The organism is Pseudomonas quercus, from assembly GCF_012033695.1.
GTDB classification, from domain to species: Bacteria; Pseudomonadota; Gammaproteobacteria; order Pseudomonadales; family Pseudomonadaceae; genus Aquipseudomonas; species Aquipseudomonas quercus.
Map to the genome: position 1 here is coordinate 25,491 of NZ_JAAVJI010000011.1, position 20,736 is coordinate 46,226.

19 protein-coding genes are annotated in these 20,736 nt (G+C 59.3%); 12 read left to right on the forward strand and 7 right to left on the reverse strand.

The window, feature by feature from the left end; translation table 11 throughout:
- From HBH25_RS16730 to hrpB, 3 genes are all read right to left on the reverse strand, one after another.
- A complete protein-coding gene (locus HBH25_RS16730; RefSeq protein WP_168085084.1) occupies nucleotides 1-1,197 on the reverse strand; it encodes a type II toxin-antitoxin system HipA family toxin in 1,197 nt (398 codons plus the stop codon).
- Complete coding sequence (locus HBH25_RS16735) at nucleotides 1,197-1,448, reverse strand: helix-turn-helix domain-containing protein (protein WP_168085085.1); 252 nt, start codon at nucleotides 1,446-1,448, stop codon at nucleotides 1,197-1,199. Before HBH25_RS16735 ends, HBH25_RS16730 begins: the two co-directional genes overlap by 1 nt.
- Nucleotides 1,449-1,664: 216 nt before the next feature.
- Nucleotides 1,665-4,169, reverse strand: a complete 2,505-nt coding sequence (gene hrpB, locus HBH25_RS16740) for an ATP-dependent helicase HrpB (protein ID WP_168085086.1) — start codon at nucleotides 4,167-4,169, stop codon at nucleotides 1,665-1,667.
- 159 nt (nucleotides 4,170-4,328) lie between these two features.
- Here hrpB and HBH25_RS16745 point away from each other — a divergent pair, with 159 nt between their 5' ends.
- Nucleotides 4,329-5,294 (forward strand): LysR family transcriptional regulator, encoded by a 966-nt coding sequence (locus tag HBH25_RS16745; protein WP_168085087.1) that lies wholly within the window; start codon nucleotides 4,329-4,331, stop codon nucleotides 5,292-5,294.
- A gap of 8 nt (nucleotides 5,295-5,302) precedes the next feature.
- Here HBH25_RS16745 and HBH25_RS16750 read toward each other — a convergent pair whose 3' ends face one another.
- The gene (locus HBH25_RS16750; protein ID WP_168085088.1) at nucleotides 5,303-6,316 is read right to left on the reverse strand and encodes a 3-oxoacyl-[acyl-carrier-protein] synthase III C-terminal domain-containing protein; all 1,014 of its coding nucleotides are present in this window, start codon (nucleotides 6,314-6,316) and stop codon (nucleotides 5,303-5,305) included.
- Nucleotides 6,317-6,982: 666 nt separating this feature from the next.
- On the opposite strand from HBH25_RS16750, the gene HBH25_RS16755 reads away from it, so the two are divergent.
- A complete protein-coding gene (locus HBH25_RS16755) occupies nucleotides 6,983-7,402 on the forward strand; it encodes a polyribonucleotide nucleotidyltransferase (RefSeq protein WP_168085089.1) in 420 nt (139 codons plus the stop codon).
- Nucleotides 7,403-7,408: 6 nt separating this feature from the next.
- Nucleotides 7,409-8,308: a cation diffusion facilitator family transporter gene (locus tag HBH25_RS16760; protein ID WP_168085090.1), complete on the forward strand. Its 900-nt coding sequence runs from the start codon at nucleotides 7,409-7,411 to the stop codon at nucleotides 8,306-8,308.
- On the opposite strand, the gene HBH25_RS16765 is transcribed toward HBH25_RS16760, so the two are convergent.
- The gene (locus tag HBH25_RS16765) at nucleotides 8,293-9,378 is read right to left on the reverse strand and encodes a DUF6515 family protein (RefSeq protein WP_168085091.1); all 1,086 of its coding nucleotides are present in this window, start codon (nucleotides 9,376-9,378) and stop codon (nucleotides 8,293-8,295) included. The genes HBH25_RS16760 and HBH25_RS16765 overlap by 16 nt on opposite strands.
- A gap of 439 nt (nucleotides 9,379-9,817) precedes the next feature.
- Between HBH25_RS16765 and HBH25_RS16770 the strand changes: the two genes are divergently transcribed.
- The 3 genes from HBH25_RS16770 (at nucleotide 9,818) to HBH25_RS16780 (ending at nucleotide 12,514) form a co-directional block, all read left to right on the forward strand.
- A complete protein-coding gene (locus tag HBH25_RS16770; protein WP_168085092.1) occupies nucleotides 9,818-10,297 on the forward strand; it encodes an Lrp/AsnC family transcriptional regulator in 480 nt (159 codons plus the stop codon).
- Between the two features lie 69 nt (nucleotides 10,298-10,366).
- Nucleotides 10,367-11,854 carry an AMP nucleosidase gene (gene amn / locus HBH25_RS16775; RefSeq protein ID WP_178089029.1) on the forward strand — a complete coding sequence of 496 codons (1,488 nt, stop codon included), beginning with the start codon at nucleotides 10,367-10,369 and terminating at the stop codon, nucleotides 11,852-11,854.
- 90 nt (nucleotides 11,855-11,944) lie between these two features.
- Nucleotides 11,945-12,514 (forward strand): pseudouridine synthase, encoded by a 570-nt coding sequence (locus tag HBH25_RS16780; RefSeq protein ID WP_168085213.1) that lies wholly within the window; start codon nucleotides 11,945-11,947, stop codon nucleotides 12,512-12,514.
- 48 nt (nucleotides 12,515-12,562) lie between these two features.
- On the opposite strand, the gene HBH25_RS16785 is transcribed toward HBH25_RS16780, so the two are convergent.
- Nucleotides 12,563-14,959, reverse strand: a complete 2,397-nt coding sequence (locus HBH25_RS16785) for a hybrid sensor histidine kinase/response regulator (protein WP_168085094.1) — start codon at nucleotides 14,957-14,959, stop codon at nucleotides 12,563-12,565.
- 259 nt (nucleotides 14,960-15,218) lie between these two features.
- Between HBH25_RS16785 and HBH25_RS16790 the strand changes: the two genes are divergently transcribed.
- The 4 genes from HBH25_RS16790 to HBH25_RS16805 all read left to right on the forward strand — a co-directional run bounded on the left by HBH25_RS16790 (nucleotide 15,219) and on the right by HBH25_RS16805 (nucleotide 18,717).
- The gene (locus tag HBH25_RS16790; RefSeq protein ID WP_168085095.1) at nucleotides 15,219-16,016 is read left to right on the forward strand and encodes a hydroxymethylpyrimidine/phosphomethylpyrimidine kinase; all 798 of its coding nucleotides are present in this window, start codon (nucleotides 15,219-15,221) and stop codon (nucleotides 16,014-16,016) included.
- A gap of 49 nt (nucleotides 16,017-16,065) precedes the next feature.
- Nucleotides 16,066-16,689: a thiamine phosphate synthase gene (gene thiE / locus HBH25_RS16795; protein WP_168085096.1), complete on the forward strand. Its 624-nt coding sequence runs from the start codon at nucleotides 16,066-16,068 to the stop codon at nucleotides 16,687-16,689.
- A gap of 20 nt (nucleotides 16,690-16,709) precedes the next feature.
- Entirely contained in the window at nucleotides 16,710-17,990 is a 1,281-nt protein-coding gene (gene hemL, locus HBH25_RS16800; protein ID WP_168085097.1) for a glutamate-1-semialdehyde 2,1-aminomutase, read from the forward strand.
- A gap of 178 nt (nucleotides 17,991-18,168) precedes the next feature.
- Nucleotides 18,169-18,717: a tetratricopeptide repeat protein gene (locus HBH25_RS16805; RefSeq protein WP_168085098.1), complete on the forward strand. Its 549-nt coding sequence runs from the start codon at nucleotides 18,169-18,171 to the stop codon at nucleotides 18,715-18,717.
- A 2-nt stretch (nucleotides 18,718-18,719) separates the two neighbouring features.
- On the opposite strand, the gene HBH25_RS16810 is transcribed toward HBH25_RS16805, so the two are convergent.
- Nucleotides 18,720-19,043, reverse strand: a complete 324-nt coding sequence (locus tag HBH25_RS16810; protein WP_168085099.1) for a DUF1820 family protein — start codon at nucleotides 19,041-19,043, stop codon at nucleotides 18,720-18,722.
- 200 nt (nucleotides 19,044-19,243) lie between these two features.
- On the opposite strand from HBH25_RS16810, the gene HBH25_RS16815 reads away from it, so the two are divergent.
- Entirely contained in the window at nucleotides 19,244-20,236 is a 993-nt protein-coding gene (locus tag HBH25_RS16815) for a PhoH family protein (protein ID WP_168085100.1), read from the forward strand.
- Nucleotides 20,229-20,729, forward strand: a complete 501-nt coding sequence (gene ybeY / locus HBH25_RS16820; RefSeq protein WP_168085101.1) for an rRNA maturation RNase YbeY — start codon at nucleotides 20,229-20,231, stop codon at nucleotides 20,727-20,729. The genes HBH25_RS16815 and ybeY overlap by 8 nt, the downstream gene beginning before the upstream one ends.
- Nucleotides 20,730-20,736 lie beyond the last annotated feature (7 nt).

A 20,736-nucleotide genomic window follows, 5' to 3' on the forward strand; every position in this document is an offset into this window, starting at 1 on the left:
CTACCCAAATGTTTTCACATATGGCTCTGCAGCAGCCCGTATGGCCTTGACCACTTGCGGTGCACGTTCACATAAGTCCGGGAACTTGGTCAGTACGCTCTCTACAGCTTGCAGCTGTCTAAGGATTACTTCGCGTGGTTGAGCTATGTCACATGTTTGCGCAAAATCCAGAATCCCTTGACGTGATGCGAAGAACGATTTGTTTCCGGCCAGACTCAACGCAAGTACATCTTCAGGTATATAAGCGGTTGTATTGACTATGTCGTAGGCAGGGGCAAGCCTGGCATCGCCTTGTAAGGGGTCGGAATAGAGCAGCCCAAAATTTTTTAAGTGCGCGTCGCCGTTACCTACAATACAACTGAGGGTCACCATGGCAAACAGCTGTTCAAGGGATGACGCCACACAGGCAGGCGAGCAATACATCCGAATGGCCTTGGCAATGGCCGCGTAGCTTTTGCTGTACTTCTGCTCTGCAGACAACGCCATTAATGCAGCCATATCCTCAAACCCGATAGGGTTAAGCCGTTCGTCTCGATCAAACCTGCGCATTACGAACAATTTGGCGTTATCTGATAAGTAGAATGGCGGAACAATGATACCTGCTTCCTTGGCCATCGACATGCACAGGAACTCGTTGATAGCCAGCCCTGGAAACTCGTCCCGCCCGCTTTTGACGATCAGGTCCGGGGTTTTTGATGTGAAGCGGTGCACATTGGCATCAACCTGCTCTGGCACAAGCACTTTAGGTTGAATACCAGAGATTCCAGAGCGAAGGATGTATCGATCCACAAGGTCGACAAAGATATCTTCGGCACCGTCCCAGCCAAGAATAGATTCAAGCTTTTCCCCTGGAAAGTGCTGACGCCTCAATAGCGCATCAATGTCCGCCGACGTCACTGATACGCGACCGATAGGGGCACTACTGCCAGAAAGGGCCAATAGCAGCCCAGGGTTCACATTGACCACTTTTGCAAGGCGGTTGCGTAGCTGCTCCAAAACGTAGCCTTCCGGCAAGTTCATCTGGAAAATGGGGTGCAGCCCGTGGTGGCGGTATTCTTCCAGGCGCACGGGCATCAATAGACTAACCGCAGCCGTAGCGGCAGCCTCCTGTTGATAGCGGAAGAGGTAAGCCTGTTCGCTGCTGAAGATTTTACCGCTATCGCCTTGTGGCGTTGCTACAGTCAGTTCCCGCACCATCAGTCAAAGATCCCCGCTATGTCATCCAACGTGGGCAGCCTGGCGGGTGTCACCGTGCATTCGCACTCCAGCGCAGCCAGCGTTCGAGCATAAGCAAACATGCCTACAGACAGGTCGCCCTTCTCTACGGCGATAACCTTTTGCCGTGTCAGCCTGGCCAGCTCCGCAAGCCTGGCCTGGGTAAGCCCACGGTTTAGGCGCTTTGACCGAATCTGGTCACCCAAACGGGTTGCTATCAGTTCATAATCCATGTCTTGTTTACGTAACAGCTGAGCGTTGATGTAACGTATACGCAACCCTGGCATATTGCAATTGGACAGCAACGGTTCTTTAAGAACGCTTCATTCCACAGTGATCTCTGGCAGGCCTCATTTCCAAGCCGCGTCGGGCTTCGTACTGGTAGAGCCATGGCGGCAAGAGCCAAGACAGCACCTACGGGTGCCATTTTCAGCAACGTGCAGACGGCTTCACGTACCCCGCGGCTTTGCCCGTGCCGTCGCTTCAGCCACCAGCGGGTCGTCGGGCCAGTAGTGCTTGGGGTAGCGCCCCTTCAGGTCCTTTTTTACCTCGCCATAGGTACTGCGCCAGAAACTGGCCAGGTCTTGGGTGACCTGGACGGGGCGGCGTGCCGGTGACAGCAGGTGAAGTTTTACCTGCACACGCCCGCCGGCAATGCGCGGCGTATCCGCCAGGCCAAACAGCTCTTGCAAGCGCACGGCCAATACCGGCGGCTGCTCGCTGTAGTCCAGCCGGATGGACGAACCTGATGGCACCGAAAGGTGTGTGGGGGCCAGTTCGTTAAGGCGCTGGGGCAAGGGCCAGGGCAGCAAGCCTTGGAGAATGAGAGGAAGGTCCAGCTGGGCGAAATGCGCAAGCCGGGTGACCTTGCCCAGGTAAGGCGCCAGCCAGCTTTCAAGGGTATCCAGCAGGGCCTGGTCGCTCACATCAGGCCACTGGCTGGTGCTTGCTGAAAGGTCTTGCTCTCGCAGCAGTTGGATACGTGCCTGCCATTGGCGAAGGTCTGGTGTCCAAGGCAGCAGGGCTAAGCCTTTGCGACGTACCAGTTCTACCAAGGCACGGCCACGGGCCTGTTCGTCCAGCCCGGCGAGGGGTTCCCGCCGTAACACCAGGTCGCCCACGCGCCACTGCGCTTCAGCACGCAAGGTGCCTTCCTTTTCGTCCCACTCCAGCAATTCCCGCCGCTGCACCTGCTCGGCCAGTACAGTGCTGAAGAGCGCAGGGTCCAGATCGGCCGCCAAATAGATACGCTCCTCTCGCTGACCCTGGCGGCTACCTAAGTCGGCTACGACCAGCCATTCGTGCTTCATCAGCGTATCCGCTTCGCCAAACTGAGCAGCGCGACCATTGGCCAGCCGATAGTCAGCACCGCCCGGCCGACGCTGCTGGGCGACGCGGTCGGGGTAAGCCAAGGCCAGCAAGGCACCAAGCCAATGGTCAGCCTCTGGTTCAGCCACAGGTTGGGTGGCCAAGGGTTGAGCGTTGAGCAAGCTACGGTATTGTTTGGCCAGTTGCTTGATCCGCTGAGGCGCTCGGCCTGCGCTATACAACAAGGCCATGCGGCTGTGCAGGTCCGCGCCACGGTCTCGGCCGATGTCGCGCTCGCCCAGCAGGGCAGCCAGGTCACAGCCCATAACCTCTAGGCCCAAGGCCCTTGCTCGCAACAACAGATGAGCGATCCGCGGATGCGCTGGCAACACGGCCATGGCCTGGCCATGGTGCGTGAGGCGACCGCCGTGATCGAGTGCAGACAGCCTTGCCAACAGGTCATCGGCTTGCGCCAGGGCAGCAGCAGGCGGAGGATCAAGCCAGCGCAATTGCTCCGGCGTAGCGCCCCATCGGTGAAGCTGCAATGCCAATGAAGCCAGGTCGGCCTGAAGTATTTCCGCGCTATCGTAGGCGGCCAGTTGCTCATGTTGCGCCTCGGACCACAACCGGTAGCACACGCCTGGCTCCAGCCGCCCTGCTCGCCCCGCGCGCTGAGTGGCACTGGCTTTGGAAATGCGCTGAGTGTCCAGGCGGGTCATGCCGGTACCAGGGTCAAACCGTGGCACGCGAGCCAGGCCTGCATCTACTACCACCCGCACACCTTCTATGGTGAGGCTGGTCTCGGCGATATTGGTGGCCAACACTACCTTGCGCTCACCTGCTGGGGCAGGTGCTATAGCGGCTCGCTGGGCTGAGAGGTCCAGCTCTCCATGCAACGGACAAAGCCGAACATTTGGGGCAGCACCCAACACCGTTTCCAGTCGTTGCTGTACGCGGCGAATTTCCACCTGCCCAGGCAGGAATACCAACAGGCTTCCGCTTTCCTCTTCCAAAGCCTGAAGCACAACGCTCTCTACCCGTGCATCCAAATATTCACCTGGTTGCAAAGGCCGGCCCCAGCGTACCGAAACCGGGTACATTCGGCCTTGGCTGCTCACTACGGGTGCGTGATTCAACAACGCCGATAGCCGTTCACCTTCCAGAGTGGCAGACATCAACAACACCTTGAGCGGTAGTTCGTCACGCAGCAACTCACGGCCGTTAAGCACTAACGCCAAAGCCAGGTCGGCATCCAGGCTACGCTCATGGTACTCATCGAAAATAACCAACCCCACCCCTTCCAGCGCGGGGTCCTCTTGCAAGCGGCGGGCGAGAATGCCCTCTGTCACCACTTCGATACGCGTACGCGGCCCTACCCGGCTTTCCAGCCGAATACGATAGCCCACTGTTTCGCCAACGCTCTCCCCCAGCTCACTGGCCAAACGCTCAGCCGCCGCTCGGGCCGCCAATCGACGAGGCTCAAGCATGAGGATGCTCTGGTCACCTAACCAGGGCTCATTCAACAGGGCCAGCGGCACACGTGTGGTTTTACCTGCACCTGGTGGCGCCTCTAGAACGGCTTCGTGGCGCGACCCAAGGGCCTTGCGAAGGGAAGGAAGTGCAGCATCGATGGGCAGCGAAATCATGAAGGCTCCTGGCAGGGTGCCAATTATAGCGATTTCAGCTTGGAGCACGTCTGATCCAATAAGGTACACTTGTGGCCAAGTAATGGCTCATTGCATTCTGTGCGTGCTCGTCAGTTGACGCTGGCACCCCGTAGGGCCCGACCAGATAGAGCGCAACCTATGGAAAAATTCAGCGGCCTTGTCGCTTTTGTACGTGCTGCAGAGCATCAGAGCTTTACCATTGCCGGGAAGATGCTGGGCATTTCTTCTTCGGCTGTAGGAAAAAGCATTAGCCGCTTGGAGCAACGTGTAGGCGTGCGCCTGTTCCACCGTAGTACTCGGCAAATCAGCCTTACCAGTGAGGGGTCAGATTTTTTCCTTCGCTGCAGCGACCTGCTGCAGCAACTCAAGGATGCTGAAGAGGCGCTGGCCTCCTCCAGGCTCAGCCCCAACGGCCGCCTGCGTATCAGCCTGCCAGCAATGGGCTATCGGCTCATTTCGGACCTGCTGCCTGAGTTCAGCCGACGCTATCCTGATGTAGAACTGGATGTGGATTTCAGCGACCGGATGGTAGATGTGATCAACGAAGGCTTCGATGCGGTGATACGTACGGGTGAGCTCTCGGACTCCAGCCTGGCGGCAAAACGTATTGCCTCGTTTCGCTTCCTCGTGTGCGCCTCGCCTCGATACCTTGACACCTTTGGGCCGCTTGACCTGGACAGCAACCTAGGCCAACACCCGGCCATTGGTTACAAGATTCCCAACACTGAGCGCATCCAACCTTGGGTGCTTCAAGACGATGCCAAGACTGTAACCTTGGCGCCCAAGGTCACGCTTACCATGAATAGCATGGAGGCGGTGCTGGCTGGGTGTGTGAATGGAATGGGCATGGCGTACCTGCCTGATTACCTTGTCCAAGACCATATCAGGCGTGGAGCCTTGGTTGTCATGTTATCCAAGGCATGTCAAAGCGGAGACTTTTGGGTTGTATGGTCGCCCAGCCAGTTCCTGGCGCCCAAAACACGTGCCTTCATCGATTTCGTTACCGAGGCAGGGTTGAACAGCGCAAGCGGTATCCAGAAAGGCCATGCTGCCGGGCCGCACTTGAAAGTGGTGCCCTGCCCTGTTTGCAAGGTTGCCCAGTAAGTTCTAACTCAGGTCGCCTGCACATAGACAGGGGCATGGATCTGCGCTTGCCCTAAAGACAGGCGACAAACGCTGACGGAAAACCCACCGCCAAACCCACACGCGATCACTTGGTCCTGCTGCATGTTTTGTAGCTGATGATGGTGGGTCAACATCAGAGGAATGGACGACGGCCCTGCTTCGCACACGCCAGCAACTTCCTTGGGAATTTTTTCAGGGGCGATGCCAAGCTTGCGTGCTACATAGTGCAACATGAACGTACTGGCTTGGTGTAGCAGGAAGTAAGGCACCTCCTCCAGGTTTCGCTGCTGCGAAGCCAGGAACCGAGTGATCATATAGGGGACTTTTTCGAAGGCGAAATTAATCAAGCCCTCACTTTTAACTTCAAAAGCTTGCCGATAGGCCTTGTCTGTATCGATATCGTCATATGAGATGGAAGAGCGGAAGATCGGCGCCGGGTCAATACCTGTATCAAAATCAAAGGCAAGCTCGTCCTCACCCTGTTCCACTAGTGTGCAGGTGGCAGCGCTAGCGAAAACCAACTTCATACCATGGCGCTGCGGAGCCAGTGGCTCACTGATCATATCGCCAGTGCACATCAGTACGCGCCTACAGCCACCTGCTTTTACCAGCATAGCGGCCTGATAAAGGCCATAGATGTAACAACTGCACGCACAACTCAGGTCAAATACTACAACATCCGTACGCAAGCCAAGCTTACGTGCCAGGTTAGCGCTGCTTGCAAGCATTGACCCCTCAGCAGCCTGTGTTACCAACACTAAACCGTCGATGCTCTCTGGGGCAATATTGCTGCGCATCATAAGCTCCCGCACGGCTGCCTCGCACAGCTCCACTGAAGCAAGGTGACCCGCAAGGTAGACCTGCTCGATCCCGGCACTTCTGGCAATGCGCTGCACCTCAAGATCGCTGAACAGCGGATCAAAGTCACCACGGGAAGTACGCATGTGTGGAAGTGCAGCACTGACTGCTGCTACCCTGAGACCGGCAATCAATTTGGGCATTGCAGTCTCCCGCCAAAGCTGTGCAGGGAATCTTTGTCCGCATACGACTCTTTCAGCGCAAGGGCTTGGCTATACAGGCTCGATATTTCATTCATAGTCGTTACTGGCCGCAATTTTGCAAAAATGATTAACTCGAGGGTGTTTGGCTGCTGCTTATCAAATAGGCCTCGACCGAGATAAATTGCATTAACGGCATGCACGACACCGCATTGAGCCTGCACTCAACCTATTCTATTTCAAAGCTTTTAGCCACAGTAGAGCTTTTCAGTCCACAGTCTTCAAACCTGCGGTCTCGAATACGGTGCGCGCAAACCAGTAAAAATTGCCCCTCTGAAATATCCCCAGATTATCGCAAACTAGAAAATTGAAAAAATATTTACACATACTGCTGTAGGCCTGACTTCCTCTCCAACGGGTAGCCAGGATAGTTCGTTAGTTTCAATAGCGCCTGCTTAACCCTCATATTTCAATAAAATGCGCGTGCTTCACATCTGCCACTCTCCGCTCATATGTGCACACTATGCCCGACGCACCACCCCTGCCAGCCACAGCTAGCGGTAAGGGCTGCTCCACGGTATAACGGCGAACCGCACGGTGTGGCGATGGTCGTACAGGGTGCTGTACGACTGGTTGCCGTGGCCATGCCCTTACCCTCAGGAGAACTTGATGCGTTTCCCATCCCGTATGATTGGCAGTGTGTTGGTTGTGTCGGTGCTGACGCAGCTAACGGCGTGCGGCACATTGTTCTGGCCTGACCGCCGTGGTCAGATCGACGGCAAGATCGACCCGGTGATCGCGGTGCTCGATGCCGTGGGCATTCTGTTTTACGTGATCCCTGGCCTGATCGCCTTTGGCGTGGACTTTGCCACTGGCGCTATCTACCTGCCGGGCGGCACTCACGCACAGGTGGCCCCCGAACTGCTCAAGGGTGCTGTAAACCCGGATGGCAGCGTGGACAACAAGCGCCTGCAAGCCATTCTCGATGCTCAGCTGGGCAAACACCTACCGTTGGACGACCCGCGCCTGATCCAGCACCGCGGTAGTGTCGAACAACTGGCCGCGTACGGCCTGCGCCCGGCAGCCTGACCGCCTATGGTTATTGACGCACGCCATCGCCGCCTGCTTCGCCTAGCGACTCGTGCGTCGTTGGCCGTCGCCACAGTATTGATCCTGTGCAAGGCCATCGCTTGGTATTTGAGTGGTTCAGTCAGCCTACTGGCGGGGTTGACTGATTCAATACTCGATGGCGCAGCCTCCTTCCTCAACCTGCTGGCCGTTCACTACGCCTTGCGCCCTGCCGACGATGACCACCGTTACGGCCATGGCAAAGCCGAAGCCCTTGCCGGTATGGGGCAGGCACTGTTTATCGGGGTCAGTGCAGCATTCATTGCGATTCAAGCCGTAGAGCGCTTGCGTTCGCCAGCGCCCATAGGCGAAGCGGGGATCGGCATCGCGGTGATGCTGTTGTCACTGGTGCTTACCCTTGGCCTGCTGACGCTACAGCACAAAGTGGTGAAGGAAACCGGGTCTACTGCCGTACGCGCAGATTCTCTGCACTACCGTTCGGACCTGATGCTCAACGGCAGTATCCTGGTGGCTTTGGTGCTGGCCCATTGGGGGTATCCACAGGTGGATGCTTTCTTCGGGTTGGCCATTTCGCTGTACATCCTGTGGAGCGCCTTCCAGATCGGCAAAGAGAGCTCAGCCATTCTCATGGACCAAGAGCTGGACCCCGACGTGGCCCAGGACATGCTCGCACTGGCCTGCGCCATCCCAGGCGTTCTAGGTGCCCATGACTTGCGCACGCGCATGTCTGGCCAGCACTGGTTCGTACAGCTGCACCTGGAACTGCCGGGCACCCTCAGCCTTTCGGCGGCACATGCCCTGTGCGAGCAGGTAGAGGCCGCCATTATTGCCCGCTTCCCAAAAGCCGAGGTGCTAGTGCACGCGGACCCGGAAGAAGCAGTGAACCACGTTCAATTCAAACCGTAACCACGGCTGGTCAAGCAATTTGCCATGCTCTGCCTGAACAGGCTCACCACCTGTTCGGACGGCGCATACGTAGCCGTTTCCGGGTTGAACCCCGTCTGCTGAGCGGTCCAGTTCTGGCAGGCGTACCTGTCCTGCTCCATCTGCGAGGCCGTCTGGCCATTGGCGGGGTAAAAGGCGACGTCATAGCCATCAGTGGGCGTGACAGGCTGCGGCTGGGACTGGGCAGGAGCGATGGGGGTATCCACTACCACGTACTCCTGAGTGTCATTCAGCCATTGGTAATAGGTGCCGGCAGCCACAAAGAACATGCCGCCCCCGATCCACACGCGAGAGGCATAGTCCGGCAGATAGCGCACACGAATGCCACGAGGGGGTGGCGTGACGATGTATCCCCCGCGGTCCGGTCGATACCAGTAGCCACTGGAAAAGTAGTAGTCACTGCCACGGTAAGGCACTCGATAGTTATCACCCGGGAAGCGGTCAATGCGCTGGCCTGGCCGATACTGAGGCCCTGGCCCCCATCCGTTGCCATGGGGGCGGGCATCCCAGTTGTGATCGGGGTAGCCACCCCCCTGCCACCCAGGGCCGCCGTGGGGCCGCGGCAGGTCGGGGTAGCTGCCAATCAGCGGCGGTTCGGTCTGCCGCACTTCGCCAGGCTTGGGCTGGATCGGAAGGCTATTGTCTGGCCGTGGCGGCGGTGGGCGATCGTTGCCGTTCGGGTTAGCCTGCCAGCCCTGCCCGTTCTGCGGGCCTGGCCCCATGCCTGGGCGCTGATTGCCGGGCGGCGAATAGTTGGGCTGCTCGTGAGGCGCTGGCTGATAAGGCGTCGCTTGGTAGGCAGGCGGCAGGTAATTGGGCCGCTGAACGCCTGGCCGTGGGCCGTCCGGGCGGTTGTAGCCTGGCTGTGGTGGGCGCTGTGGCCCCTGAGGCCCATTGCCTTGTGGCTGCCGATTGGGCGCAGCGCCACGTAGCTGGTCCTGGGCACTGGGCGCGTTATCAGCGAACGTCGGAGTGCCAACGCAGAGGCACAGCGCGGACGCACTGGCCAGGCACCAGGCGCGGGTTTTCATGATTGATCCTCGATACGTGCGGGGCACTGGTGTTTGACTTGAAAAACCAAAGGCGGTTCTGGGCGGCTATCAGCGGCTTTAAGAAGGTTATCGGCCGCGTGTTGGGTTTAATGAAAGAGCGCGCACAAAAAAAGGAGACCCCATGGCCTCCTTCGAAAACAGCGTCCAGGCGCGTCGCTTGTGGCAACGGCTCACACATGCCAGCCTGATTGAGCCGGCACCAAACCCGGTGGCCAGTCGCACCTGTAGGGGCGGTGGCCGCAGGCGGCCTGATTGGGCGGCCTGCAGTGGACGTATGTCCGGGTGGTGATCATGGTGTAAAGCTTATCGCGCACGTTGCAGCACAGGATTGCGAAGATTGTCTGTGAAAAGGGCTATTGCGCAATATATAACTGCCTGGACATAATCATCCGCAATTAATCCCATCCAGGTATGCACCATGGGCAAGCTGGACCGTTACGATCTGAACATTCTTGCTGAACTCCAGCGTGATGCGCGCATTTCCAACCAAGAGCTGGCCGAGCGTATCGGTTTGTCTCCTTCGCCGTGTTCGCGCCGCGTCAAACAGTTGGAAGACGACGGCTATATCACCCGCCAAGTGGCGCTGCTGGACAGAAAAAAGTTGGGCCTGAACCTGACGGCCTATGTACTGATTGGCATGGACCGCCATACGCCAGAACGCTTCGAAAACTTCGAAGCCGCTGTACGCAACCTGCCTCAGGTACTGGAATGCAGCCTGGTCACGGGTATGGAGGCCGACTATCAGCTCAAGGTTGTGGTTCAGGACATGGACCATTACCAGCAATTGCTACTGGGGCATCTCACACGTATCGAGGGGGTAACCAGTGTTCGCTCCAGCTTTGTACTTAACCAGGTCATTGCCAGCTCGGAGCTGCCGTTGTCTCACTTGCGGCCGTGAACATTGCTTCATAGTCGCGTATACAAGGGGTGGTAAAACGGTGTGGAACAGGCAAGATAAACGCCTTGCCTGAAAGAGAAGGATCCGCCTGTGAGCACCGAGCCGTTTGTTACCTTTAGCACCCCTGAACAGGCTGTGGATCGCCTGGCCTGGCTGCATGAGCGTGCGACCACCGCGCTCAGCCAAGCCCTCAAGCGCTACTTGAAAGACCGTACCGAACCCAGCCCCGAGGAAAGGGCACAGTTTCGGTACCCCGAACTCCGGTTTACCTACCAGTCACATGGCGAAGTACCTAGCACCACTCGCGCCTACGCCAAACTGCAGCTGCCTGGCACCTACTCGGTCACCGTGACCCAGCCGGCCGCGTTCCGTAAATACCTGATTGAACAACTGGCTCCGCTGATCCGCGACTTCGACGTTACCCTGGAAGTAGGCGTGAGCCAGCAGGACATCCCCTACCCTTATGTGGTTGAGCAAGGCGATGAGCTGGCCGGTACAGGCGTGACTGCAGCGGCACTGGCCCGCGTGTTCCCCAGCACGGACCTGTCAGCGGCAACGGACAACATTGCCGACGGCCTGTACGACTGGGCGGACGCAGATCCCCTGCCCCTGGCCCTGTTCGATGCCGCGCGGGTGGACTTCAGCCTGCGCAGGCTGGTGCACTACACCGGCAGCGACTGGCGCCATGTGCAGCCCTGGATTCTGCTCACCAACTACCACCGGTATGTGGACCAGTTCGTGGCCCATGGCCTGGAACAATTGAACAGCGATCCGCGTTTCGTCCGCCTGGTCATGCCGGGGAACGTCATCATTGAAAAAGGCATGGACCACGGCGAAACCCAGGCGCTGGTCGCCAGCGTGGTCTGGCACCGCTATCAGATGCCGGCTTACCACCTGATCGCCGCCGATGGAGATGGCATTACTCTGGTCAATATCGGTGTGGGGCCGTCCAACGCCAAGAACATCACCGATCACTTGGCGGTGCTGCGCCCGCACTGCTGGTTGATGATCGGCCACTGCGGTGGCCTGCGCGCCTCGCAAACTATCGGAGACTACGTACTGGCGCACGCCTACATGCGCCGGGATGGCATTCTGGACCGCCTGGTGCCACCGCACATTCCAATACCGGCGCTGGCCGAAGTGCAACTGGCCTTGCAGGACGCTGCTGCCCAGGTAACCGGCGAGCGGGGCGACGAACTCAAAAAGCGCCTGCGCACCGGCACCGTACTGACCTACGACGACCGCAACTGGGAACTGCGCTGGGCTCAGGAACGGCCGCTGATCAACCTCTCCCGCGCCGTGGCCGTAGATATGGAAAGCGGTACCATTGCCGCCCAGGGCTACCGCCTGCGTGTGCCCTACGGCACCTTGCTGTGTGTCTCGGACAAACCGCTGCACAGTGAAATCAAGCTGCCGGGCTCGGCGAACGCCTTCTACAACCGCGCAGTGAGCCAGCACCTCACCATTGGTATCACGGCCCTGGACCTGCTGCGCACCCAGCTCAACGCACTGCACTCTCGCAAGCTGCGCAGCTTCGACGAGCCGCCGTTCCGCTGATCGTAAGCGGCGGGGCTGCTATGCTATCGGCCCCGCTGCAATCGGTTTGCCCTTATGCCCGCCCCTACCCGCCGCCCTCCGCCTCGCCGCGTGGCCAAAGCCGCTCCGGCCATACCCCGGCTTATCCTGCTCAACAAGCCCTTCGACGTGTTGACCCAGTTCAGCGACGATCAAGGGCGCGCAACGCTCAAGGATTACCTGGACCTGCCCGGCGTGTACCCGGCAGGGCGCCTGGACCGCGACAGCGAAGGCCTGTTGATGCTGACCAACGATGGCCGCTTGCAAGCACGTATTGCCGACCCAAAGCACAAGCTGGCCAAAACGTACTGGGTACAGGTGGAAGGCGAGCCTACCGAAGCGCACCTCAAACAATTGCGCGAGGGCGTGGTGCTCAATGACGGCCCTACGCTGCCAGCTGAAGCCCGCCTGATTACCGAGCCGGCCCTGTGGGCGCGCAACCCGCCCGTGCGCTTTCGTAAAAGCATACCCACGGCCTGGCTGGAACTGGTGATACGGGAAGGCCGTAACCGCCAGGTACGGCGCATGACCGCCGCAGTGGGCTTGCCCACCCTGCGGCTGGTGAGGGTAAAGATAGGGCCCTTTGACCTGGAAGGGCTAGCGCCTGGCCAGTGGCGGGAGATAGACCCTTCACACCTGTAGTGTGGTGACCTGAAAACTTGGGGGCTACCGTGGCCCGGCAGCCCGGCTTCAAGCCGATAAAGCTGCCGGGCTGTGCAGCGCTACAGCAGAAGTTGCCAGCAATTGCGTTGCCAACACCCCTTGCAGCACCTCGAAACGCACAGGGCGCGTGATCACGGCGGCTGCGCCTGCATCCAGGCAGCGTTGGCGATCGGCACTCGACGCGCTGTCGATCATTGCCAGCAGGTTCAAACGCGCCGAGCCCTGCCGTAGCCGGCCCAGTTGTTCCAGTAGTGCATCCATACCGTCATTGGCTTCCAACAGCACGGCAGTGGCGGGCTGGCCCGCTGCGCTTTCCAGCACAATCGCTTCGCTGCCCAGGCTGTGCACCTTGTACCCCAACCGCAGCAGCATCCCGCGAGTAAACAGCTGGTCCACACGCTCGTTCTCGATCAGCACCACTGTACAGTCCCCTGGGTAACGCCCGCTAGGGCTGCCAGGCACGCCCCAGCATGCCGCCTGCTCAGGCGCAGGCCCATCGACACCTAGGGTTAGCGTCAGCTCGAAACAACTGCCTTGCCCAAGTTCGGACTGGTGGCTGAGCACGCCGCCTACCAGCGTCGCCAATTGGCGCGAAATGGCCAACCCTATGCCCAACCCACCGTGCTCGCGGGTACTGGAGGCATCACCCTGATAAAACTGTTGGTAAAGCGTGTCGTCGGGCACATCCAGGCCAATGCCTGTATCGATGACCCGAAACACCACGCGTACATCGCTGTAGTGCTGCTCAAGGGCTGCCACTTCCAACGTAACCGAGCCGGCTTGAGTAAACTTGATGGCGTTGTCCAGCAAACGCCCCAGGCATAACGCTATTTTCTTCAGATCGCCATGCAAGGTATCGGGCACACCGGGCACAACGCGGGTGCGCAGGGCGAGCCCTTTGCCGGTGGCTTGGCCGACAAACTGCATGTGCAGGCTATCCAGCAATACCTGCAGCCGGAACGGTGCCTGTTGCGAAGACAGGCGCCCGGCCTGTAGCTCAGTAAGAATCAGAATATCGTCCACCATGCGCATCATGTCGCGGGCCGAGTGAGCCGCCGTGCGCTGGTAGGTGGCCAACTCGGTGCCCATGGGTAAGGTTTGCATCAGTTCCAGCGAGCCGATCACACCATTCATGGGCGTGCGCAATTCGTGCGTCACCGTGGCAAGGAATCCGTCTTTAAGGCGATTGCTGTTGGACAACTGAAGGTTGAGCGCTTCAAGCCGCTGATGGGCATCCATCAGCACCTGAGCCTGCTGGTCGCGCATCACATTGATACGGTGGGCCAGCGCCAAAGACAGCAAAGCCACTTCCAGCGCCGAGCCCAATTGGCTGGCATACATGGTCAGGAACATATTGGGCAGCAGCCCTAGCACCATGAACGTGTTGGCAAAACCGCCAACCAGGAACGCAGACCACGCAATCATGAAGTAGCGGGCCTGCCGCTGCCCTTTGGACCAAGCGATGGTGCCTGCAATGAAAATCAGGAGAATGAACACCAGAGCCAGCCCGGTCGCCAGGCGCAAGGCCAGGCCATAGCCTGCCATCAACGACAACCCCATGACCGCCACGCCTGCGCCCATCAACAGGGTTAACAGGCGGTCCACCCAAGGGCTATGGCTAGGGGTGTGCAGGAAATAACGTGAAAACTGACAGCCAAAAAAGGCTGCGGCGCCAACGAAGAAAGGCGTGGCCGCATTCGCCCACCAAGGGTTGTCAGGCCAGAAGAACTGAATGCCTGCGCCATTGATCGAGACCTGGTACAACCCGAACGAGGCAATATAAAGGATGTAGTACAGGTAGCTGGTATCGCGGACGCTGAGGTAGATAAACAGGTTGTAGACCAGCATCACCAGCAGCACGCCGTAGATAAGGCCGAACACGTAGATCCGTTCTGGCTGTGCTTCCAGATACGCTTCTGTGGACCATAGCGACAGAGGCACCTGGACCGAACCTTCGCTCTGGACACGCAACAACGCTGTGCGGTGCTCGCCAGGTTTGAAGGGCACGCTGAACACGTAGGTGTTCTGCTTCAACGGCCGGCTGGCCCACGGCAACTCATCCCCTGTGCGGGCTTCAAGCCGCCAGCGTCCATTGCCGTCCTGCAGGTAAAGGTCCACATGGTCCATAGGCGGATAGGCCAGGTCCAGTAACCAGTTGCGCGCGCCGTTGGAGGTGGGGGTGGGTACATAGCGCAGGTCGACCTTGAGCCAGAAGGCTGCGCTGGAATAGCCTGCATTCAATACGGCAGTGGTGTTTGGCGTGAAGGGCTGCGCCAGCACCTGGTCCAAGGTAGCCGTGCCGGCCTTGTCCTCAAAATACGCCAGGTGCTGCCCAAGGGGCAGCGTGCGGGTGCTGTCATCAAAGTCCACTGCGCTTGCCAGCAAGGACCACCCGCACAGCACCAGAAAGAAAATGTAGCGCATACCGCCCCATTACAGATGCCAGGCACCGTAGGCCCCTTCAAGCTCCCTTTTGAGCCGACGTGCTGGCAACCTGTTATCAATTTTGCCGCATCCTACCATGCCGATTACCGCTGTATCACTTTCTCGCCAGGGCGCTGCAGCCAGGCATGCTTTCTGTATTGGCTTGTGGTCCATGGCCCCATGCCCCAAAGGGTTGAACCGCTAAAATCAGCCTTACCATAGCCACGCTGCCGCCACTTTGGTGATAAGCTCGCGCACCATGAATACCTACACCTCACGCCCTGTTGTTCTCTGCCTCTCGGGCCATGACCCAAGTGGCGGTGCCGGCCTGCAGGCCGATATCGAGGCCCTGATTGCCCAGGGCTGCCATGCTGCCCCGGCGGTTACTGCTCTAACGGTACAGAACACCGTGGACGTGCTGGATTTCCGCGTGCTGGACCGTGAATGGGTACTGGCCCAGGCCCACGCCGTCATGGCGGATTCACCTATTGCTGCGATCAAGCTAGGCATGCTGGGCTCGCTGGCCATGGTCGATACCGTGGTCGAGGTAATCCTGGCCAACCCAGGCATCCCTGTTGTCTGCGATCCGGTGCTGCGGGCAGGCGGCGGCAGCCGGCTGGGCAAGGATGAAGTAGGCTACGCCATTCGTGAACGGGTGCTGCCCTTGGCCACGATCACCACGCCCAACCTGCCCGAAGCGCGTATCCTGGCAGAGCTACCCGACGGTTCGGCCCAGGCCTGTGCCCAAGTGCTGCTTGCCCACTGCCCCCATGTGCTGATCACTGGCGGCCATGGCGATGAGCAGGCCATTCACAACCGATTGTTCAGCCGTAACGGCTCGCAAGATACGCGCACTTGCCAGCGCTTGCCGGGTAGTTACCATGGTTCCGGTTGCACCTTGGCCAGTGCCCTGGCGGGTCGCCTGGCCTTGGGCCAAAGCCTGGCCAGTGCCGTGCACACAGCACTGGACTACACCTGGCGTACCTTGCGTGATGCCGAGCAACTGGGCAAAGGCCAGTATGTGCCACGCCGGTTGCCACTGGATTTCTGCCACTGAATACGCCTGCTCAGGGCGGCAAGCCTTACAGGGCCCCAAGAGGTTTGAAATGAAACGACGCGGGCTCTATGCCATCACTGACCACAGGCTGTTGGCCGGGCACTTTCTGGACTATGTGAAAGCGGCACTGGACGGTGGCGTTACGTTGCTGCAGTACCGTGACAAGAGCCAGGACGAGGCACGTCGGTTGCGCGAGGCTCAAGCCCTCTTGCGTGTGTGCGAAAGCTACAATACGTCCCTGATCATCAATGACGATGCCGAGCTGGCGGCTCGCCTGGGCGTAGGGGTCCATCTGGGCCAGACCGACGGCCCGCTCGCCCCTGCACGCAGCCTGCTGGGCCCCAAAGCAATCATCGGCGCCACCTGCCACGCCGACCTTGGTCTGGCACGCCAGGCTGCCGCTGAGGGTGCCAGCTACGTAGCCTTTGGTCGCTTCTTCGACTCGGCCACCAAACCCGAGGCGCCCCCGGCCAGTCTGGATTTACTAACGCAGGCACGTGCCGAACTGAAGGTACCCCTCTGTGTGATCGGCGGTATCACGCTGGAAAATGCACCGCAGGTACTGGCGCGCGGTGCCGACCTGCTGGCCGTAGTGCATGCCCTGTTTGCCGCTGATACCGCCGCTGAGGTTACCCGCCGCGCCCTTGCCTTCAACGCGCTGTTTAGCGCCTGAATCGATCGAGAGAACTGCCCATGTCCCGCTCCGAACACCTCTTTGCCGCTGCCCAGAAACATATCCCTGGCGGCGTGAACTCTCCTGTACGCGCCTTCAAGAGCGTGGGCGGTACGCCCTTGTTCTTCAAGCACGCGGCGGGGGCCTACGTGACCGACGAGGATGACAAGCGCTACGTGGACTACGTGGGTTCCTGGGGCCCGATGATCCTCGGCCATAGCCACCCGGATGTGCTTCAGGCGGTACGCGACCAGTTGGAGCACGGCCTGTCCTACGGCGCGCCTACTGAAATGGAAACGCAAATGGCCGAGCGAGTGTGCGCGCTGGTGCCGTCCATGGAGATGGTACGCATGGTCAGCTCGGGTACCGAGGCCACCATGAGCGCCATACGGCTGGCCCGCGGGTTTACAGGCCGCGACAGCATCATCAAGTTCGAAGGCTGCTACCACGGCCATTCGGACAGCCTGTTGGTCAAGGCAGGCAGCGGCGCCTTGACCCTGGGCGTACCTAGCTCACCTGGCGTACCTGCCGCGTTTGCACGTCACACGCTCACCCTCCCCTTCAATGACCTGGGCGAAGTCGAGAAATTGCTGGCCGAGTCTGGCAGCGAAGTGGCCTGCATCATCGTCGAGCCGGTAGCAGGCAACATGAACTGTGTACCTCCTGCGCCAGGTTTTTTGGAGGGCCTGCGCACCTTGTGCGATCAGCATGGCGTGGTACTGATCTTCGACGAGGTCATGACAGGCTTCCGCGTGGCCCTTGGCGGTGCCCAGGCGCACTACGGCGTGACCCCCGACCTGTCCACGTTCGGCAAGATCATCGGTGGCGGCATGCCTGTAGGCTGCTTTGGCGGCAAGCGTGAAATCATGTCCCACATTGCGCCGCTCGGTCCGGTGTACCAGGCCGGTACCCTGTCTGGAAACCCACTGGCCATGGCGGCAGGCCTCACTACGCTCAACCTCATCAGCCGGCCTGGGTTCCATGACGAGCTGACGGCCTACACCAGCGCGATGCTCGATGGCCTGCAGCAGCGGGCTGACGCGGCGCAGGTGCCCTTCGTGACCACCCAGGCGGGGGGGATGTTCGGATTGTATTTCAGCGGTGCCGATGACATCGTCACCTTCCAGGACGTGATGGCAAGCGATGCGGAACGATTCAAGCGTTTCTTCCATCTGATGCTGGACGGCGGCGTCTACCTGGCACCCAGCGCTTTCGAAGCCGGCTTTACATCCATCGCCCACGGCGAAGAGGAATTGAAGATCACGCTAGACGCAGCTGAGCGCGCCTTCGCCCAGTTATAACGCCAACGCCTTTCCATTTGATACACGGCTGTGCCCACCTCTATGGGGCTGGTACGGCCGTATCAATACGGAAAAATCCCAGTAAAGCTTTGTAAGGTGCGGCTGGCTTATTTCATAATGTGCGCATTGTCATCGCCAGGGCGGGCCTCCCCGCCAGCTCAGAGGTAAATCGATTCCCATGAACCGCACCGGCCGCGCCCTTTCCCTGGGCTGCCTGATGCTCCTCGTACCGCTGATGGCGCAGGCTGAAAGCAATTCATTGCTGGTGCCAGCGCCCAGCCGCTGCATCCTCGACAATGCTCCAGCAGACCTACCCGCTGCCATTACGGCCTGTGAGCAGGCGGCAGCAAATGGCGACCCCCAGGCAGAATACGAACTGGGCCGGCTTTACTACGAAGGCAAGCAGGCCGAACGCGACCTCAACAAGGCATTGACCTACTTCGAGCAGGCATCCCTCAAGGGCCACCCTGATGCGCAATACCATTTGGGGCTGATGTTCTTTCGCGGCGAAGGTGTACCGGCGAACAACATACAGGCCTATATCGTACTCAAGATGGCAGCCGTCAATGGCGCCGAAGATGCGTTGGACTCCGCCGATGAAGTATCGGCGAGCATGAGCCACGAGGACCTTCAGCGGGCCACTGAAGTACTAGGGCAGATCTTCCGCAAGTACCTGCTGGAGCTGCAAACCGCCGATGGCCGTACGCCGTTCTCACCGCTGCCGTAGCGTTACCGGTCAGGCACCGGCAAGGGAAAGGGCATCACATTGCCTACGCCCTGGGCATCGGAAATCTTTGCCGTACCCAGGCGCTCTACTTCATCGATACGTACAATCGAATGAACCGGGACAAAGCTGCGCACCACCCCTTCGAACTGCGTCTTGAGCTTTTCTTCGCTCGGGTCGACGATCATTTGGGTACGCTCGCCAAACACAAACTCTTCTACCTCAAGAAAGCCCCACAGCTCGCTCTGGTAGATATGTTTGGCATACATCTCGAACACTTGCCCCTGATTGAGGAAGATCACTTTATAGATGGGATCGCGCTTGGTCATCGTCTTCCGAGGAAACAATTGGAAAGGAAAAAGGGCGGCGATCATAGCATGGGGCAGGCCCATCAACGGCCACACGCTGTCTTTTAAACCAGGGTAGTTTGCACCCTGTCAGCCCATCACTGCGTTGCGCTTTCACCTTATGGCCCTTGGGGGTATCCTTGGGTCCAACTTCTCAGCCGTAGAGCGGCCAAAAAACGACCTTGAACGCACCTATAGAACCCCATCGCTTTACCCTGGAGCCCTTCGAAGCTCGCCGGTTCGCCAACCTGTGCGGCCAGTTCGACGAGCATCTTCGCCTGCTTGAACAACGCCTGGATGTGGAAATCCGCAACCGAGGCAACCAGTTCGAGATTATCGGCCAGCCCGAGGCTTCTCATTCCACCGAACTGCTTCTACGCCGCCTGTACAGGGAAACCAAGGCCACCGAGCTATCGCCGGACATGGTCCACCTGTTCCTGCAGGAGTCGGCTGTGGAAGCGCTGGGCGATCCCGCCAATAACGAAGTAGCGGTGACCCTCCGCACCCGCAAGGGCATGATCCGCCCGCGGGGGCTGAACCAGCAGAAGTACGTCAAGGCGGTATTGGCCAACGACATCAATTTCGGTATCGGCCCGGCAGGTACAGGCAAGACCTACTTGGCGGTCGCGTGCGCGGTAGACGCGCTTGAACGCGAACAGGTGCGCCGGATTCTGCTGGTTCGCCCAGCGGTAGAGGCCGGCGAGAAGCTGGGCTTCCTGCCTGGCGACCTGGCGCAGAAGATCGACCCATACCTGCGCCCTCTGTACGACGCCTTGTACGAGATGCTCGGCTTCGAACACGTCGCCAAGCTGATCGAGCGTCAAGTGATCGAGATTGCGCCGCTGGCCTACATGCGTGGCCGCACCTTGAACAACAGCTTCATCATTCTCGACGAAAGCCAGAACACCACCACCGAGCAGATGAAAATGTTCCTGACCCGTATTGGCTTTGGGTCCACGGCCGTGATCACAGGCGATATCACCCAGGTCGACCTGCCAAAAGGCACGCGCTCCGGGCTTGCCCATGTGATGGATGTGCTCAAGGATGTGCCCGGCATCAGCTTTACCCATTTCAAACCCAAGGATGTGGTTCGCCACCCCTTGGTGCAGCGCATTGTAGAGGCCTATGAGCGCTTCGACGAAACGGCTGCCCAGGGTAACCCCCGTCATGGTTGAGCTTGATCTGCAGCAGGCCAGTTCACGCGCTATCCCCAGCGAGGCGCAGTTCCGGCAATGGTGCGCGCTGGCCCTACGCCAACGCACAGCGGATTCGGAACTCACCATCCGCATTGTTGACGAAGCGGAAGGGCAGTTGCTGAACAACACTTACCGGCAGCGTGACTACCCCACCAATGTGCTGTCTTTTCCGGCAGACGTGCCCGACGACATGCTGGACATTCCGCTGTTAGGCGACTTGGTGGTGTGCGCAGCGGTGGTAGAGCGTGAAGCTGCCGAGCAGGGCAAGCCGGTGGATGCTCACTGGGCCCATATGGTTATTCATGGCTGCTTGCATTTGCTGGGCTATGACCATATTGACGACGAAGAAGCCGATGAGATGGAAAGCCTGGAACGGGAGTTGCTTGCAGAGCTGGGGCATCCCGATCCCTATGCAGAACCCGTCACATCGCCACAGACCCCATCCTCCGCTGTATTCAAGGAACACGAGTAAACAACGC